The following is a 16,104-nucleotide window of genomic DNA, read 5'->3' on the forward strand; positions in this document are numbered from 1 at the left end:
CGAGCGCGGGCAAGGGCGGGTCGGCGTGGTTGGCGCCCGCCCCGGACCCCGTCCCGGACAACACCAGCTTTGCCCACGCCAAGCTGATCGAGGTTTGCAACCCGTGCACTCCTCCCCATCTCCTGACCATGACCCACTATTCACTCCTCGATCTCGTTCCCGTCGTCGAAGGCGGCACCGTGTCCCAGTCGCTGGCGAACGCCGCCGACCTTGCCGCGCATGCCGAGAGCCTCGGCTTCACCCGCTACTGGGTCGCCGAGCATCACGGCATGACGGGGATCGCGTCAGCGGCAACCGCGGTGGTGATCGGCCACATCGCCGCCGCCACGAAGACGATTCGCGTCGGGTCCGGCGGGATCATGCTGCCCAACCATGCGCCGCTGGTGATCGCCGAGCAGTTCGGGACGCTCGACGCGCTGTTCCCCGGGCGGATCGACCTGGGCCTCGGCCGTGCGCCGGGATCGGACCAGCGTGTCGCGCGCGCGATGCGCCGCACGCTCGAGACCGATGCCAACGCCTTCCCACAGGACGTGCTGGAGCTGCAGAGCTATTTTGCCGACGACGGCCAGACCGGGATCACCGCGACGCCGGGTGCGGGCGCCAATGTCGACATGTGGATCCTGGGATCGAGCACGTTCGGCGCACAACTCGCGGCGGCCTTCGGGCTTCCCTATGCGTTCGCCTCGCACTTCGCCCCCGATTCGCTCGATGCCGCGCTCGCGATCTACCGTCGCGATTTCAAGCCGTCGGCGCGGCTGGCGAAGCCGCACGTGATGGCGGGGCTGAACGTGTTCGCCGCGGACACCGACGACGAGGCGGAGCTGCTCGCGAGTTCGCAGCAGCAGTCGTTCGTCGCGCTGCGCACCGGCAACCCGCGGCAGATGCCGCCACCGGTTCCGGGGTACCGCGCATCGCTGGGCGCGCAGGGCGCCGCGATCCTCGACCATGTGCTGCAATGTTCGGCGGTCGGCGGCCCGGCCAAGGTCGCGCGCGAGATCGCGGCGTTCGTCGCGCGGACCGGGGTGGACGAGGTCATGGTCGCGAGTGCGATCTATGATCATGAGGCACGCAAGCGGAGCCTGGCGATCACCGCCGAGGTGATGGGCGAGTTGAGGGTGGCGGCCTGACCGATGCTGCTCCCCTCCCTGGAAGGGAGGGGCTGGGGGTGGGTGGTTGTCGGGGACACGCAGCGCCCCAAACCAACCCACCCCCGACCCCTCCCTTCCAGGGAGGGGAGCAGCTAATTCGCTGCGGGGAGTCTGAGGCGAACCAGCAACCCGCCCAAATCTTCGCTCTCCTCGAGACTCACCGTGCCCTCGTAGATCTCGGCGACGTCGCGCACGATCGCGAGGCCGAGGCCGGTCCCCGGCTTGCCGGTATCGAGCCTCACACCGCGATCGAAGATGCGGACGCGCTGTTCCTCGGGGATGCCGACGCCGTCGTCCTCGATCAGGAACTCGACGAAGCCCGCCTGCGCGCCGACCGTGACGAACACGCTGCCGCCGCCGTACTTGGCCGCGTTCTCGATCAGGTTGCCGAGCATCTCGTCGAGATCCTGGCGCTCGACATGGACCTGCAGGCCCCGTGGCCCGGTCACGTCGAGGCGGATGTGGCGGTAGAGACGCCCCACCGCGCGCTCGACCGATTCGAGGCTGGGCCAGACATCGGCGCGGCTGTGCGCGGAGCCGCGCCGGCCGACCGCGCGGGCGCGCGCGAGATGATGGTCGACCTGGCGCCGCATCGTCCGGGCCTCGCGGATCACGGTGTCGGCCAGATCCTCGCTCTGCGCGGTGGCGGCGTTCATGATGACGGTAAGCGGGGTCTTGAGCGCGTGCGCGAGGTTGCCGGCGTGGCGCCGCGCTTCCTCCGCCTGGCGCTCGTTATGTTCGATCAGCGCGTTCAGCTCCTCGACCATCGGCGCGACCTCGACGGGCATCGCGCTCGACACCCGCGTCGACTGGCCGGCGCGCATCCGCGCGATCTCCTCGCGGACGCGGCGCAGCGGCCACAGGCCGTAGAAGGTCTGCAGCGCGGCGAGCACGATCAACCCGACCGCGAGCAGTGCGAAGCTGCGGACCAGCGTCCGGCGCAGCACGGTGATCTGCGCGTCGAGCCCGTCGCGGCTCTGCGCGACCTGGAACCGCCAATGGACCGGCGAGCCCGGCAGCATCACGTCGCGCTCGACGACGCGCAGCTTCTCGTCCGGGAACTGCGTGCTGTTGTAGACATGGACGTTGCGGTCGTCGTGCCCGCCACCATGGGCAAGCCGACGGTCCCAGAGCGAGCGCGACGGGAAATCCTCGCGCCCCTTGCCCGATACCTGCCAATAGAGCCCGGACCCCGGTTCGACGAAGCGCTGGTCGGCGGCTTCGCGGGTGAAGATCACCTCGCCCTCGGGGCCGATCTCGGACGAGTTGAGCAGCGAGCGCAGTACATATTCGAGCTGGTCGTCGAAGTTGCGCGTCACCGCGGACGACAGCACGCGATCGAGCGCGAAGCCGCCGCCCGACAGCAGGACGATGATCCACACCGCCGCGATCAGGATCATGCGCCGCGAGAGCGAACCCTTGGTCGCCGCCGGGGTGCGGATCGGCCCGTCTGCCGGAGATATCGCGTCCACGGGTAGTCCTCTCTCCTTCGTCATGCTGAACTTGGTTCAGCATCCACCGCCCCACCAGCGCCATCGCCCGAGGAGAGGTGGACCCTGAACCGAGTTCAGGGTGACGGGGCTTACGCGTCGGGATCTTCGAGGCTGTAGCCGAGCCCGCGGATCGTGGTGATCACGTCCTGGCCGAGCTTCTTGCGGATGCGCGTCACGAACACCTCGATGGTGTTCGAATCGCGGTCGAAATCCTGGTCGTAGATATGCTCGATCAGTTCGGTGCGGCTGACGACCTTGCCCTTGTGGTGGAGCAGGTAGCTGAGCAGCTTGTATTCCTGCGCGGTCAGCTTGACCGGCTCGCCGGCGCGCGTGACCTTGCCGCTGCGCGTGTCGAGGCGGATGTCGCCTGCGGTCAGTTCGGACGAGGCGTTGCCGCTCGCGCGGCGGATCAGCGCGCGCAGGCGGGCGATCAGTTCCTCGCTCTGGAACGGCTTGGCGACGTAATCGTCGGCACCCGCGTCGAGCCCGGCGACCTTGTCCGACCAGCTGTCGCGCGCGGTGAGGACGAGGACGGGCATCACCTTGCCCTCCTTGCGCCAGCGGTCGAGCACGGTCAGCCCGTCGATCTCGGGCAGGCCGAGGTCGAGCACGACGGCGTCGTAATTCTCGGTGCTGCCGAGGAAATGGCCCTCTTCGCCGTCGACCGCGAGGTCGATCGCATAGCCTGCGCCTTCCAGCGTGTTCTTGAGCTGTGCGCCGAGATTCGGCTCGTCCTCTACGATCAGAACGCGCATGATAGTCTCCTCGATGTCGTCACCCCGGACGTGGCCCGGGGTCCATGGTGCCGCATACTCCAAGCCACCCGATTTGTGGAACGATGGATGCTGGAACACCTCCGGCATGACGGGGTGGGGGTTACGATCGGCAATTCAGGGCCCGGTGCGGCCGACGACCTGCCCCGACCGACCATCGACGTCGACCCAGATCACGTTGCCGTCGCGCAGGAATTTCAGCGTGTAGATCGCGGCACCGGAATCATAGTCGAACCCGATATATTGCGCGCCCTTCATCGTCGGGATCACGCGCGCCTCGATCTCGCGGAGCGACATCGAGCGGCCCTGACGCCGCGCCTCGAACGCCGACATCTGGTCGCCGCGGCGCTGATCGGGCACCGCTGCCAGTGCGAGAGCCGGTATGGGCGTCGCGGCCAAGGCCAGGAGAAGCAACATCTTCATGGCGGTGGCATAGGCCTGTTGCGTTGAACAGCCTGTGAATGGAGCCGTGCGCACGACGAAAGGCGAGCGTGGCTTGCTTGCATCACATGCCGGCCCTACCTGCGCGGCATGGCAGCACCGATACTCGCATTCGAAGACCTCGGCATCATCCAGGGGTCGGGGTGGCTTTTTCGTCACCTCGACATCCATATCGGGCCGCGCGACCGGCTCGCGCTGATCGGCCGCAACGGCGCAGGCAAGACGACCCTGCTCAAGCTGCTCGGCGGGTCGGTCCAGGGTGACGAGGGGCGGCGGACGATCGTGCCGGGCACGCGCGTCGTCGTGCTCGAGCAGGAACCCGACCTGCGCGGGTTCGCGACGCTCGCCGACTATGTGATGGCGGGCGACGATGCGCCCTTGTCCTACGAGGCGGATGCGATCGCCGACCAGCTCGGGATCGACCTGACGCGCGAGGCGGCGTCGGCGTCCGGCGGCGAGCGGCGGCGCGCGGCGATCGTCCGCGCGCTGGCGCAGGACCCCGACGTGCTGCTGCTCGACGAGCCGACCAACCATCTCGACATCGGCGCGATCGAATGGATCGAGGATTGGCTCAAGCGGTTCCGCGGCGCGTTCGTGGTGATCTCGCATGATCGTACCTTCCTGACGCGGCTGACCAAGCAGACGCTGTGGCTCGATCGCGGGGCGATCCGGCGCGCGGAGATCGGTTTCGGCGGGTTCGATGCGTGGACCGAGGCGGTCTATGCCGACGAGCAGCGCAACGCCGAGCGGCTCGACGCGAAGCTGAAGCTCGAGGAGCATTGGCTGCTGCGCGGCGTGACCGGGCGGCGCAAGCGCAACCAGGGGCGCCTCACCAAGCTGCACGAGATGCGCGCCGAACGCGCGGCGATGCTGGGGCCGCAGGGCTCGGCGAACCTCGTCACCGGGACCGACGACGCGCGCTCGAAGGTGGTGATCGACGCGAAGGGCGTGTCCAAGGGCTATGGCCTGCGCACGATCATCGACGACCTGACGCTGCGCGTGACGCGCGGCGACCGGATCGGGATCGTCGGCCGCAACGGCGCGGGCAAGTCGACTCTTCTCAAGCTGCTGACGGGCGAGATCGAACCGGATTCGGGATCGATCAAGCTGGCCAAGACGCTGGACGCGGTGGTGATCGACCAGCAGCGCAGCCTGATGGCGCCCGAGAAGACGGTGCGCGAAGTCGTCGCCGATGGCGGCGACTGGATCGACGTGCTGGGGGTGCGCAAGCACATCCACGGATACCTGAAGGACTTCCTGTTCGACCCCAACATGGTCGATGCGAAGGTCGGGTCGCTTTCGGGCGGCGAGCGCTCGCGTCTCCTGCTGGCGCGCGAGTTTGCGCGGAAATCGAACCTGCTCGTGCTCGACGAGCCGACCAACGACCTCGATCTCGAGACGCTCGACCTGCTGCAGGAGGTGATCGGCGATTACGACGGCACCGTGCTGATCGTCAGCCACGACCGCGACTTCCTAGACCGCACCGTGACGATCACGCTGGGGCTAGACGGCTCGGGGACGGTCGACGTCGTCGCCGGCGGTTACGAGGACTGGGAAAAGCGCCGCAAGCCGCAGACCAGCGGCAAGCGCGCCTCGACCAAGGTCGCACCGACCGCGCCCGCAGCACCCAAGGTCAAGCTGACCTACAAGGACCAGCGCGACTTCGACCAGCTGCCCGCACGGATCGAGGCACTCGACGCGCAGATCGCCCGCGACGAGACCGCGCTGGCGAAGCCCGATCTCTATACCCGCGACCATGCGACGTTCGCGAAGCTGACCAAGGCGATCGAGGCGGCGCGGGCGGAGAAGGACGCGGCGGAGCTGCGGTGGATGGAGCTGGCGGAGATGGTCGAGGGGCTGGGATAACCCCCGGTTCAGCACCCACGACACCATTGGCGCCAGCGTTCCTGGCGCGGTGGACCCTGAACCCAGTTCAGGGTGACGGACGCTACAGCGCGCGCCCTGCCCGGCCCGCGAGGTCGACGACATATTGCCAGGCGACGCGGCCCGAGCGGCTCCCGCGCCGGGTCGCCCAATTGATCGCCTCGGCGGGGTCGAAGTCCAGGTCGTGCGCCTTCGCATACGCCGCGACGATCGCGACATAGCCGTCCTGATCGAGCGCGTGGAACCCCAGGCTGAGGCCGAAGCGGTCGGCGAGCGCGAGATGGTCGTCGGCCGAATCGCGCGGGTTGATCGCGCTGTCCTGTTCGGCGATGTCGCGCGGCTGCAGATGGCGGCGGTTGGCGGTGACGAGCAGGCGGACGTTCGCAGGGCGCGGCTCGGCGCCGCCCTCCAGCATCGAGCGCAACGTGCGCGCTTCCGCAGGCGCATCGAAGCCGAGATCGTCGACGAACAGCACGAACGCGCGGCGAACGCCGGCAAGTTGCGCGAAGAGATCGGGCAGGCCGTCGAGATCGATCACCTCGACCAACGCCACATCTGCCCCCTCGCCCTGGACTGCGGCGACCGCGCTCTTGACCAAAGCCGACTTGCCGGTACCGCGCGCGCCCCAGAGCAGCACGTCCTGCGCGGCGTGGCCGGCGGCGAGATGGCGCAGGTTCGTCAGCAGCGTGCCCTTCTGGCGGTCGATGCCGAGCAGCATGTCGAGCGGCAGCGGCGCGAACGCGCGCGCCGGGATCAGCGACCCGGAGCGCCAGAGATAGGCGGGATGCGCGCACGGGTCCGCCACCGGCGGCGGCGGCGGCGAGAGGCGCTCGAGCGCGGCGGCGATACGGTCCAGCGGGTCGGTCATGGGAGCGGGTCATGACGGGATGACGGCGGGCCGACAATCCTTCTTCGTCGCCCCCGCAGCGCTCAGCCCAGTTGTTTCAGGTGGCTGGCGATGGCCGTGTCGCCCGGCGCGAGCTTCGTCGCCTTGACCAGCAGCTGCCGCGCCCCGGCGACATCGCCATTGGCGGCGAGCGCCACGCCGTAAGCATCCGCCGCCGCGGCGTTCATCGGCGCGAGCGCATAGGCGGCGCGCGCATAGCGGAGCGATACCGCTTCATCATTGTCGCCGGCATAGGCCAGCGACAGGTCGGTGAGCAGTCCGGCGTCGCGGTTGCCGATGCGGCGGCGGATGCCTTCCAGCGTTTCGATCGCGGCGCCCCAGTCTCCCGTCGCGACCTGGAGATGGCCGAGCATCCGCTGGCCGGTGAGGCTCTGCGGATTCTGCGACAGATACAGCGCCAGCGAGGTGGCAGCGTCCTGCGCCCGCCCGGTACGGCCGAGCGCGTCAACGAGACGGAGCATCGTCGGTTCGTCGAACGCCAGGTCGGCGGCGCGGGCATAGACGGTAGCGGCGTCGGGATAGCGGTTGGCGGCGGCAAAGGCATCGCCGAGCGCGAGCTGCGCGGCGGGGGCGCCGGGCGTAGCCGCGACGAGCGCCTGCGCGCGCGCGACCGCGCCGGCGGTGTCACCGCTGCCGATCAACCCGCGGATCACGCCGACCGCGTAGGTGGGGTCGTTGGCGGCGTCGGTCGCGGCGGCCTGGAGCGCGCCGACGACGTCGGTCGTCGCGAAGCTGGCGGCGGGGCCCCCTGCCCCCACGCCCATGTTCGCGCGATCGAGGAACTGGGCGGAAACGCCGGGATCGCCGACTGCCGCGAACCCGCGCGCGATGAGATCGAGCGCATAGCCATCGGCATCCGCGCGCACGCCGATCGGACGGAGCGTCTCGAGTGCGGCGCGCGGGTCGCCCGAACGCAGCAGCGCGGCGCCGAGCAACCGGCGGGCGGCGACGTTCATCGGCTGTGCGGCAACGAGCTGGCGCCAGGTCGCGGCGGCCTGTTCGAACTTGCCGTCGGCGTAGTCCAGCGATCCACCCAACAGCAGCGCGGCGGGCAGGCCGTCGAGCGTACGGCCGACATGCTGGAGCAGGCCGCGGGCGAGGTCGGTCCGACCGGCGCGCGCGGCGAGGACCGCCTGCAGATACAGCGCCTGCGGGCTGCCGGGTTTCGCCTGCAGCGCGCGCCGGGTGGCCGAGAGCATGTCCGCATACCGCCCGGCATCGCCGAGCGTGGCGGCGTACTGGATCAGCGCGCGGTGGTAATAGGCGTCGCGGGCGAGCGCCTGTTCGAACCAGGGGAGCGCGGCGACGAGCCCGTAGCGACTGCGCAACACTTCGCCCTGCAGGGTCAGCGCGGCGGGGTCGCCGGGTGCGAGCGCGACGGCGCGCGCGGCGGCCTGCGTCGCGCCCCCGACATCGCCCGCGCTAATGCGGATGCGGCCGAGATCGGTCCAGGCGGCAGCGTCTTGTGGGTCCGCATCGAGCAATGTCGCGAGCGTCGCCTGCGCAGCAGCGGTGTCGCCTTGCACGGCGAGCGCGCGGGCGCGGATGCGCGTGGCGTACCCGGCGTAGCGCGGCGTCGCCTTCGCGGCTTCGTCGATCGCGCCGTCGGGATCGCCCTGCAGCAGGCGGGCATGCGCCTGGAGCTGGTGGAGGCGCGCGGCGGGTACCCCGGCATCGCGCGCACGCGTCAGTTCGGCTTCGGCGGCCAGGCCATCGCCGAGCTCGAGATAGGCGCGAGCGAGCACGGCGTGCGCGATGCCGAGCCCGGGGTCGGCGGCGATCGCCGCCTGCGCGTTGGTACGCGCGGCGCTGTAGTTGCCCGCACGCAGCGTCGTCAGGCTGGCGAGCAGCGAGCGGCGCGCATCGGGCGGGGCTTGCCGGTGGAGCAGCGCGAAGCCACCGACGAGCACGGCCGCGCACAGCACGAGGATAGCGGCGATACGGCCACGGCGCCCGATCGAGACGCGCGGCAGGCGGCGCTTCCGACGCGGACGGAGCAGCGGATAGGTGGCGCTAGACATGGAGATCATAGCTTTTCAGGAGGTCGTACAGCGTCGGCCGGCTGATGCCGAGCAGGCGCGAGGCGCCGGAGATATTGCCGTCGGCGCGGGCAAGCGCGTGGCGGATCGCCTTGCGGTCGGCAATTTCGCGGACCGCGCGGAGGTTGAGCGCGGCGCCGTCCGCCGCCTTGCCGTCGATGTCCAGGTCCGCCGCGGTGACGAGCTTGCCGTCCGCCATGATCACCGCGCGCTTGATCCGGTTCTCGAGCTCGCGGACGTTGCCGGGCCAGGACCAGGCGTCGATCGCGGCGCGCGCGTCGGGGGCGAGGCCGGTGACGCCGGGGTTCATCGCCTTTGCGTATCGCGTCACGAAATGGCGCGCGAGCAACGTGGCGTCGCCGGTACGCTCGGACAGCGCGGGGATGCGGACGACGATCTCGGCGAGGCGGTAATAGAGATCCTCGCGGAAGCGGCCGTCGGCGACCATCGCGTCGACATTCTGGTGCGTGGCGCAGACGATCCGCGTGTCGACGGGAATCGCTTTCCGGCCGCCGATGCGTTCGATCACGCGTTCCTGCAGGAATCGCAGCAGCTTCACCTGCAGCGCGAGCGGCACGTCGCCGATCTCGTCGAGGAACAGCGTGCCGCCGGCGGCCTGTTCGATCTTGCCTTCGGTGGTCTTGACCGCGCCGGTGAACGCGCCCTTTTCGTGACCGAACAGCTCGGATTCGAGCAATGTCTCGGGGATCGCCGCGCAGTTGATCGCGACGAACGCGCCTTTCCGGCGCGGCGATGCGTCGTGGAGCCCGCGCGCGAGCAGTTCCTTGCCGGTGCCGCTGGCGCCGAGCAGCATCACCGAGACATTGGCAGGCGCGACGCGTTCGAGCGTGCGCGTGACCAGCGCCATTTCGGGCGAGGCGGTGATCAGGCCGCCGAACCCGCCGGCGCCACCCCGCGCGGCAAGGCGGCGGTTCTCGGCTTCGAGGGCGTGGACGTGGAAGGCACGCGCGACGATCAGGCCCAGCGCGTCGATGTCGATCGGCTTGGCATAGAAATCCCAGGCGCCGTCGGCGATCGCGCGCAGCGCGCTGTCGCGCGCGCCGTGGCCGGACGCGACGATGACCTTCGTGTCCGGTTTCATCGACAGGATGTCGCGCAGCGTCGCGAAGCCTTCGGTGACGCCGTCGGGATCGGGCGGCAGGCCGAGATCGAGCGTGACGACCGCGGGCTCGTGCGCGCGTACCGCATCCAGCGCCTGGGCACGGTCGCTCGCGACGACGATCTCATAGCCTTCATAGGCCCAGCGGAGCTGGCGCTGCAGGCCGAGATCGTCCTCGACGATCAGCAGGACGGGCCGGTCCTTGTCGGGCATGCCGGTCATGCGGCCGCCTCCAGCGCATCCGCGGCGGGCAGGACGATGCGGAACCGCGTCCCCTCGCCCTCGCGGCTGTCGACCGTGAGCGTGCCGCCCATCGCGCCGACCAGCTGCCGGGCCTCGAACGCGCCGACGCCGAAGCCGGCGGGCTTGGTCGAGACGAACGGGCGGAACAGCTGGTCGCGGACGAACGCCGGGGACATGCCGCAGCCATGGTCGACGACGTCGATCACGACATGGCCGTCCCGGGTCTCCGCAATGATGCGAAGCGGGGCATCCGGCGCACTCGCCTCGATGCCGTTCTGGACGAGATGGCCGAGCACCTGTTCGAGGCGTGCGGCATGCGCGCGGGCAAGCGCGGGACCTGCGGTCGCGACGATCGCATGCTGGGCGCGGCGACGTTGGGCGACGCGTTCGATCAGCTCTGCGACATCGACGGCCGTCAATGGTTCGTCGCGGGTGCCGCTATGGTGCGAGAGCCGGCCGAGGAGCGTGGTCATGCGGTCGGACGAGTCCTTCAGGGTCGCGACCATGTCGGCGCGGAAATCGGGGTTGTCTGCGTGACGTTCGGCGTTGCGCGCCACCAGTGTCAACTGGCTGACCAGATTCTTGATGTCGTGCAGGATGAACGCGAAACGCCGGTTAAATTCGTCGAACCGCGCGGCATCGGCGAGGGCTGAGTGCGCGCGATCCTCGGCGAGGTAGCTGGCGGCCTGGCGCCCGGCGACGCGGAGCAGGTCGAAATCCTCCCAGTCGAGCGCGCGGTCGACCGGGGGACGCGCCAGCACGATCGCGCCGATCAGGCTGCCGCCATGGACCAGCGGCACGATCGCCCAGGCGTCGTGACGGTCGATAAGCCAGCCGGGAACGCTGGCGATCTCGTCCGCGGGCGCCTGGCCGGCACGGACGCGGTCGAGCTCGACGATGCGGATCCCGTCGGCGAGGTGGTGCGCCAGCGGCTCGTCCCGTCCGTGCGGCGGGTCGGTCCAGTTCCACGCAGGCCCCGGGCTCAGTCCGGCGCCGTCGGGAACGAGCAGCAGGCCACCCGGTGAATCGGTGAGGTCGGCGACCGCCTTGACCACGCGCTCCGCGAGTGGGTCGTCGCCGGGCGTGCCGAGCGTGGCGGTGAAACGCTGCCACTCGGCACGATAGTCGTAGCGATGGCGGAACAGGTGCTTGGCGACCTTCACCTTGGTCCAGGCACGCAGCCACGGCGTCGACAGCAAGGTGATGAGCGCGGTCGTCGCGCCGAACACGATCGCGGTCTGGACGATGCGCGCATAGTCGCCGGCATAGCTGTCGGCGAGATTGGTCGCGAGCGCGGTCAGGCCGGCATAGACGACCAGCACGACGGTCGACAGCGCGCGCACCGCGATCGGCCGCGACAGCGACAGCGTCCAGTCGCCGCTGCGGTGCACCGCCACGATCAGCAGCAGCCCGACCCCGGCCATCGCGAACCCGCGCATCGCGATCAGCCCCTGCGGCCATCCCGTCTGCAAGTAGCCCGTGGTGAAGACCAGCAGGTCGATGCTCCAGAGCGCCGCCAGCGCGATCACGACGAGGCGGATACCGCCGCGGGTCGCCGGCGCCGCCTGGTGCAGGTGATGGACGAGGACGAGCGCGCTGACCGCCGCCATCATCCGGAAGACGAGCCGCGCCGAATCGATCGCGCGGAAGGCCTCGTCGTCGGTCTTCACCAGGCCGGCGATGGCGAACACCGCGCCCGCCGCGACCACGCCCATGACGACGATATAGACGGCGCCGATCGCGACGTTGCCGGTGCGGTCGCGGCGGACCAAGGCGAGCATGAAGCCGAGCCAGGCGATGTTGCGCGCACTCTCGGCCAGCCGCGTACTGACGTCGCGTGCGTCGATGCCCGCCACCGCCAGCGCCCAGAGCGCGGTCAGCAGCAACGCGGTGACGAACGCACGGTGCGGCCACTGCCCGCGCGGTCGCCGAAGCTGCGCGAGCGCGAGTGCCGCGAACACGAACGCCGCCAGCGCATGCCCCCAGAGGATCAAGGCCGCGACCATGCCCTTACCGCGCGCCGGCCGGCCACAGCACGACGCGGAGCGTCTGGAGCAGGATCAGCATGTCGAGGAACGGCGAATAGTTCTTCGCGTAATAGAGGTCGTATTCGAGCTTGTGCCGCGCGTCCTCGATCGACGCGCCATAGGGATAGTTGATCTGCGCCCAGCCGGTGATGCCCGGCTTCACCATGTGGCGTTCGGCGTAATAAGGCAGCTGGTCCTCGAGCTGCTCGACGAATTGCGGGCGTTCGGGGCGGGGCCCGACGAAGCTCATCTCGCCCTTCAGCACGGTCCAGGTCTGCGGCAGTTCGTCGATCCGGACCTTCCGGATGAAGCGGCCGATGCGGGTGATGCGCGGATCCTGCTCGGCGGCCCAGACCGCCTTGCCCGCGACCTCGGCGTCCTGGCGCATCGAGCGCAGCTTCAGGATGTCGAAGCTCTCGTTGTACAGCCCGACGCGGCGCTGGCGGTAGAAGGCAGGACCGCGCGATTCGATCTTGATCGCGAGCGCGGTCAGCAGGATCACGGGGAGCGTGATCGCGAGCAGCAGCCCGCTGGCAATGATGTCGAACGCGCGCTTGAAGACGCTCGACAGCATCCGCGTCGAGGCGAAGCCGTCGGAGAAGATCAGCCAGGACGGGTTGACGCTGTTGAGGTCGATCCGGCCGGTCTCGCGTTCGAGGAAGCTCGAAATCTCGCTGACCTGCACGCCGGTGGTGCGGACACGCAGCAGGTCCTTCAACGGCAGTGCGTTGCGACGTTCCTCCAGCGCCAGCACGACTTCACTCGCATTGAGATCGACGATGTGCGCGGACAAATTGGGGATCTCGCCGCGCGGGACCGCGTCCTGTATCGCCGGAACGGGTTCGCCCATCGCGACGAAGCCCGCGACCACGAAGTTTATGCCCGGCTGCGCCGCCAGGTCGCGGATGCGCGCGGCGCGGCTGCCGGCGCCGAGCACGACGATCCGCCGCTTGAACGTCTCGCCACCGAGCGTCCGCCCCAGCAGCGCGCGAACGGTGACGAGCAGGACGGTGGCGATCACGGTCGAATAGAGCAGGTTCGATCGCCAGAAGGTGAGCGCCGGCACGAGGAAGAAGATCAGCGACAGGAAGATCACGCCGAGCGCGATCGCGACCGACAGTCGCGCGGCGGCGAAGCGCAGCGAGAGGAACGATCCGACGCCGTACGCACCGACCGCCACCAGCGAAATCTGGAGCGCGGCGGCGAAGCTGATCAGCTGCGGCAGACGCGTGACGATCGGATCGACCTGCATGTTGATCTGATGCGCGCGCACCACCCAGCCGATCTCTGCGGACGCGATCAGCAGCATCGCATCGACGAGGCCGAGCAACAGCACGGCATAGGGCACATAATGCTTGAACAGCCGGACCATGTTTTGCGCTATCCCGACACGCCGGTGTAAAACGCACCGACACCCAGGACCGCTCTGGCAGAAATATGCCAACAAAGCCTGAAGATTGCGAAATCGTCGGATTTCAACCGAATCACGGGTCCATTGCACCGCTCGTGCGTCCGCTGTAGGCCCGAGGCCAAGTGGAGGATGCATGAGCGTTAAGACGATCGTTCCGGTAATTTTGTCAGGCGGTTCCGGCACGCGCCTGTGGCCGATGTCCCGGCCCGAAATGCCCAAGCAGATGCTGGCCCTGACCGCCGCCGAGACGATGCTGCAGCTGACGGCGGGGCGCGCGATGGGCGACGTGTTCGCGGCACCGATCGTCGTTGCCAATGCGCGCCATGCCGACCTGGTCGAGCAGCAGCTGGCCGCTGCCGGCGCGCGGCCGCAGGCGCTGATCCTGGAGCCTGCCGGGCGCAACACCGCGCCCGCGATCGCGCTCGCCGCGATCGCGGCGGGGCGCGGCCGCGAGGCGCTGCTGGTGATGCCGTCCGACCATGTCATCGCCGACGTCGCCGCGTTCCACGCCGCGATCGAGCGCGCGTTGCCGATGGTGTCGCAGGGCTGGCTGGTGACGTTCGGGATTGCGCCCGATGCGCCCGAGACCGGCTATGGCTGGATCCAGATCGGCGAGGAGATGGCCGAGGGTGTCCACCGCGTCGCGCGGTTCGTCGAGAAGCCACCGCTGGATGCCGCGGAGGCGATGCTCGCGAGCGGCGACCATGCGTGGAACGGCGGGATCTTCCTGTTCCGGGCCGACCGCTATCTGGAGGCTCTGGCGCAGTTCGCGCCGGGCATGCTGGTCGCGACCGAGGAGGCGATGGAGAAGGCACGGCACGAGGGTGTCCGGATCTACCCGGATGCGACCGCGTTCGCGGCCTCGCCCGACGATTCGATCGACTATGCCGTGATGGAGAAGGCCGAGCGCGTCGCGGTGGTGCCGGTGGCGATGGGCTGGAACGACGTCGGCAGCTGGGACGCGCTGCACGCGATCAGCGAACGTGACGCCGACGGCAACATGCACCGCGGCGACGGTGGCGGCACGGTGCTGGCGATCGATACCAAGAACTGCTTCGTGCGCAGCGACGGGGTTCGGGTGTCGCTGGTCGGCGTCGAGGACCTGATCGTGGTCGCGAGCGGCAACGACGTGCTGATCCTGCCGCGCGGGCGCAGCCAGGAGGTCAAGAAGCTGATCGAGGCGATGAAGGCGAAGCCCGCGGCCTGACGATCGACCGCGTCATCGCGGGGCGAGCCCCGGGATGACGGACGGTCAGATCAGTCCCTCGTGCGTCATGGCCTCGACGACCGCGGGGCGGGCCATCATGCGGTCGCGGAACGCGATCAGGTAGGATGGCGCCTCGACGCCCATCTTCTTCGACCAGAGCAGCATCACGAACAGATAGCAGTCGGCGACGCTGACGTCGGGGCCGAACAGATAGTCGCCGACCATCGTATCGGACAGATAGCCGAGCCGCTTGGCGATCACCTCTGCGGCCTTGGCCTTGTCCGCGTCGGAAGCGCCCGAGAAGAACGGCTTGAAGCTCTTGTGGATTTCGGTCGAGATGAACGCGAGCGCCTCGAGCAGGTGCGTTCGGCCCATCGTACCGCCGGGCGCGAGGGCCGGCGCCTGCTGCGCGATCCAGTCGAGGATCGCGATGTTCTCGCTGAGCGTCTCGCCGCTGTCGAGCGTCAGCGCAGGCACATAGCCCTTGGGATTGATCGCGGCATAGTCGCCGTCATGCTCGGTGCGCTTGGTCTTCAGGTCGACCTTCTCGTGTTCGAAGTCGAGCCCTGCTTCGTGGAGCGCGATGTGGTCGGCGAGGCTGCAGGCGCCGGGCGAGTAATAGAGTTTCATGGGCGGTCCTTGTTCTCTCAAGGCCGCTTAACGCAGTGCAGATGGCGCAGGGTCCCGAATAGCAAAGCGGGCTAGTCGTCCGTGAAAATCTCGGCGTGCGGGATGGTGATGCCGAGCGATGGCAACACCAGATCGATTGCGGGCGAGAAAAGCGTCTCGGTCCAGCCGTTCTCAATGCGCTGATGAATCGCCAGCGCCTGCTTGTCCACATCGATGAAGGCGATCGTATCGACGCTAGCGATCGCGCGATACTCGTCCTTCTTGACGGTCAGGTCGGAAGAGCGGGTCGAGGGGGAAAGGACCTCGATCACGACGCGGGGGTCGGACAGCGTCAGATCGTCGGGCTGGTCGCCGGGGGTGCCACAGTCGATCGTGAGGTCGGGATAGCGGACCGAGCGATCGTGCGTGCGCACCGCCATGTCGGAGCCATAGGGGCGGCAGCCTGAACCGCGCAGGGCGTTTCCTACTGCGATGGCGAGGTTCATCTGGACACGCGAATGGTCGCGTGTTCCGCCGGTCATCATGCGGATGACACCGTTGTCGAGTTCGGCCTTCATGTCGGGGCCGAAATCGATCCGGAGGAACTCCTCCGCGGTCAGCAGGCGGTAGTGCGGGTCCGTTGCCATGCCGGCATTGTACGCCTTCGAACCCGACAAAAAAAGGGGCCGGGACTTGCGTCCACGACCCCTTTCTCTTGGGTGGTTCGGTAGGCTTGGGGCGGAGGACCGGCAAAGCCGATCCTCTTCGTCGGACGAGACCGGCGGTTTGAACCGCCGGCTCG

13 protein-coding genes are annotated in these 16,104 nt (G+C 69.0%); 3 read left to right on the forward strand and 10 right to left on the reverse strand.

Annotated features, from left to right (window positions below):
* The first annotated feature begins 128 nt into the window (after positions 1 to 128).
* Positions 129 to 1,127 carry an LLM class flavin-dependent oxidoreductase gene (locus tag FSB78_RS13720; RefSeq protein WP_147083171.1) on the forward strand — a complete coding sequence of 333 codons (999 nt, stop codon included), beginning with the start codon at positions 129 to 131 and terminating at the stop codon, positions 1,125 to 1,127.
* A gap of 113 nt (positions 1,128 to 1,240) precedes the next feature.
* Here the strand turns inward: FSB78_RS13720 and FSB78_RS13725 are convergent, their stop codons facing one another.
* From FSB78_RS13725 to FSB78_RS13735, 3 genes are all read right to left on the reverse strand, one after another.
* A complete protein-coding gene (locus FSB78_RS13725) occupies positions 1,241 to 2,548 on the reverse strand; it encodes a sensor histidine kinase (RefSeq protein ID WP_199743286.1) in 1,308 nt (435 codons plus the stop codon).
* Positions 2,549 to 2,730: 182 nt separating this feature from the next.
* Positions 2,731 to 3,396 carry a response regulator transcription factor gene (locus FSB78_RS13730; protein ID WP_031393490.1) on the reverse strand — a complete coding sequence of 222 codons (666 nt, stop codon included), beginning with the start codon at positions 3,394 to 3,396 and terminating at the stop codon, positions 2,731 to 2,733.
* Positions 3,397 to 3,531: 135 nt separating this feature from the next.
* Entirely contained in the window at positions 3,532 to 3,837 is a 306-nt protein-coding gene (locus FSB78_RS13735) for a hypothetical protein (RefSeq protein WP_147083173.1), read from the reverse strand.
* 108 nt (positions 3,838 to 3,945) lie between these two features.
* On the opposite strand from FSB78_RS13735, the gene FSB78_RS13740 reads away from it, so the two are divergent.
* The gene (locus tag FSB78_RS13740; RefSeq protein WP_147083174.1) at positions 3,946 to 5,721 is read left to right on the forward strand and encodes an ABC-F family ATP-binding cassette domain-containing protein; all 1,776 of its coding nucleotides are present in this window, start codon (positions 3,946 to 3,948) and stop codon (positions 5,719 to 5,721) included.
* 82 nt (positions 5,722 to 5,803) lie between these two features.
* Here FSB78_RS13740 and FSB78_RS13745 read toward each other — a convergent pair whose 3' ends face one another.
* The 5 genes from FSB78_RS13745 to FSB78_RS13765 form a co-directional block, all read right to left on the reverse strand.
* Positions 5,804 to 6,607: an ATP-binding protein gene (locus FSB78_RS13745; protein WP_147083175.1), complete on the reverse strand. Its 804-nt coding sequence runs from the start codon at positions 6,605 to 6,607 to the stop codon at positions 5,804 to 5,806.
* Positions 6,608 to 6,669: 62 nt separating this feature from the next.
* The gene (locus FSB78_RS13750) at positions 6,670 to 8,667 is read right to left on the reverse strand and encodes a tetratricopeptide repeat protein (RefSeq protein WP_147083176.1); all 1,998 of its coding nucleotides are present in this window, start codon (positions 8,665 to 8,667) and stop codon (positions 6,670 to 6,672) included.
* Positions 8,660 to 10,027 (reverse strand): PEP-CTERM-box response regulator transcription factor, encoded by a 1,368-nt coding sequence (gene prsR / locus FSB78_RS13755; protein WP_422396700.1) that lies wholly within the window; start codon positions 10,025 to 10,027, stop codon positions 8,660 to 8,662. Before prsR ends, FSB78_RS13750 begins: the two co-directional genes overlap by 8 nt.
* Positions 10,024 to 12,054, reverse strand: coding sequence for an XrtA/PEP-CTERM system histidine kinase PrsK (prsK, locus tag FSB78_RS13760; RefSeq protein WP_147083177.1), 2,031 nt, complete (start codon positions 12,052 to 12,054; stop codon positions 10,024 to 10,026). Before prsK ends, prsR begins: the two co-directional genes overlap by 4 nt.
* 4 nt (positions 12,055 to 12,058) lie before the next feature.
* On the reverse strand, positions 12,059 to 13,447 hold the full coding sequence (locus FSB78_RS13765; protein WP_147083178.1) for a TIGR03013 family XrtA/PEP-CTERM system glycosyltransferase: 1,389 nt from the start codon (positions 13,445 to 13,447) through the stop codon (positions 12,059 to 12,061).
* A 172-nt stretch (positions 13,448 to 13,619) separates the two neighbouring features.
* On the opposite strand from FSB78_RS13765, the gene FSB78_RS13770 reads away from it, so the two are divergent.
* Positions 13,620 to 14,693: a mannose-1-phosphate guanylyltransferase/mannose-6-phosphate isomerase gene (locus FSB78_RS13770; protein WP_147083179.1), complete on the forward strand. Its 1,074-nt coding sequence runs from the start codon at positions 13,620 to 13,622 to the stop codon at positions 14,691 to 14,693.
* A gap of 45 nt (positions 14,694 to 14,738) precedes the next feature.
* Here FSB78_RS13770 and FSB78_RS13775 read toward each other — a convergent pair whose 3' ends face one another.
* Positions 14,739 to 15,323: a glutathione S-transferase N-terminal domain-containing protein gene (locus tag FSB78_RS13775; RefSeq protein ID WP_147083180.1), complete on the reverse strand. Its 585-nt coding sequence runs from the start codon at positions 15,321 to 15,323 to the stop codon at positions 14,739 to 14,741.
* Positions 15,324 to 15,394: 71 nt separating this feature from the next.
* Complete coding sequence (locus tag FSB78_RS13780) at positions 15,395 to 15,949, reverse strand: Uma2 family endonuclease (protein ID WP_147083181.1); 555 nt, start codon at positions 15,947 to 15,949, stop codon at positions 15,395 to 15,397.
* Positions 15,950 to 16,104 lie beyond the last annotated feature (155 nt).

The sequence above is a fragment of the Sphingomonas ginsenosidivorax genome (assembly GCF_007995065.1).
GTDB classification, from domain to species: domain Bacteria; phylum Pseudomonadota; class Alphaproteobacteria; order Sphingomonadales; family Sphingomonadaceae; genus Sphingomonas; species Sphingomonas ginsenosidivorax.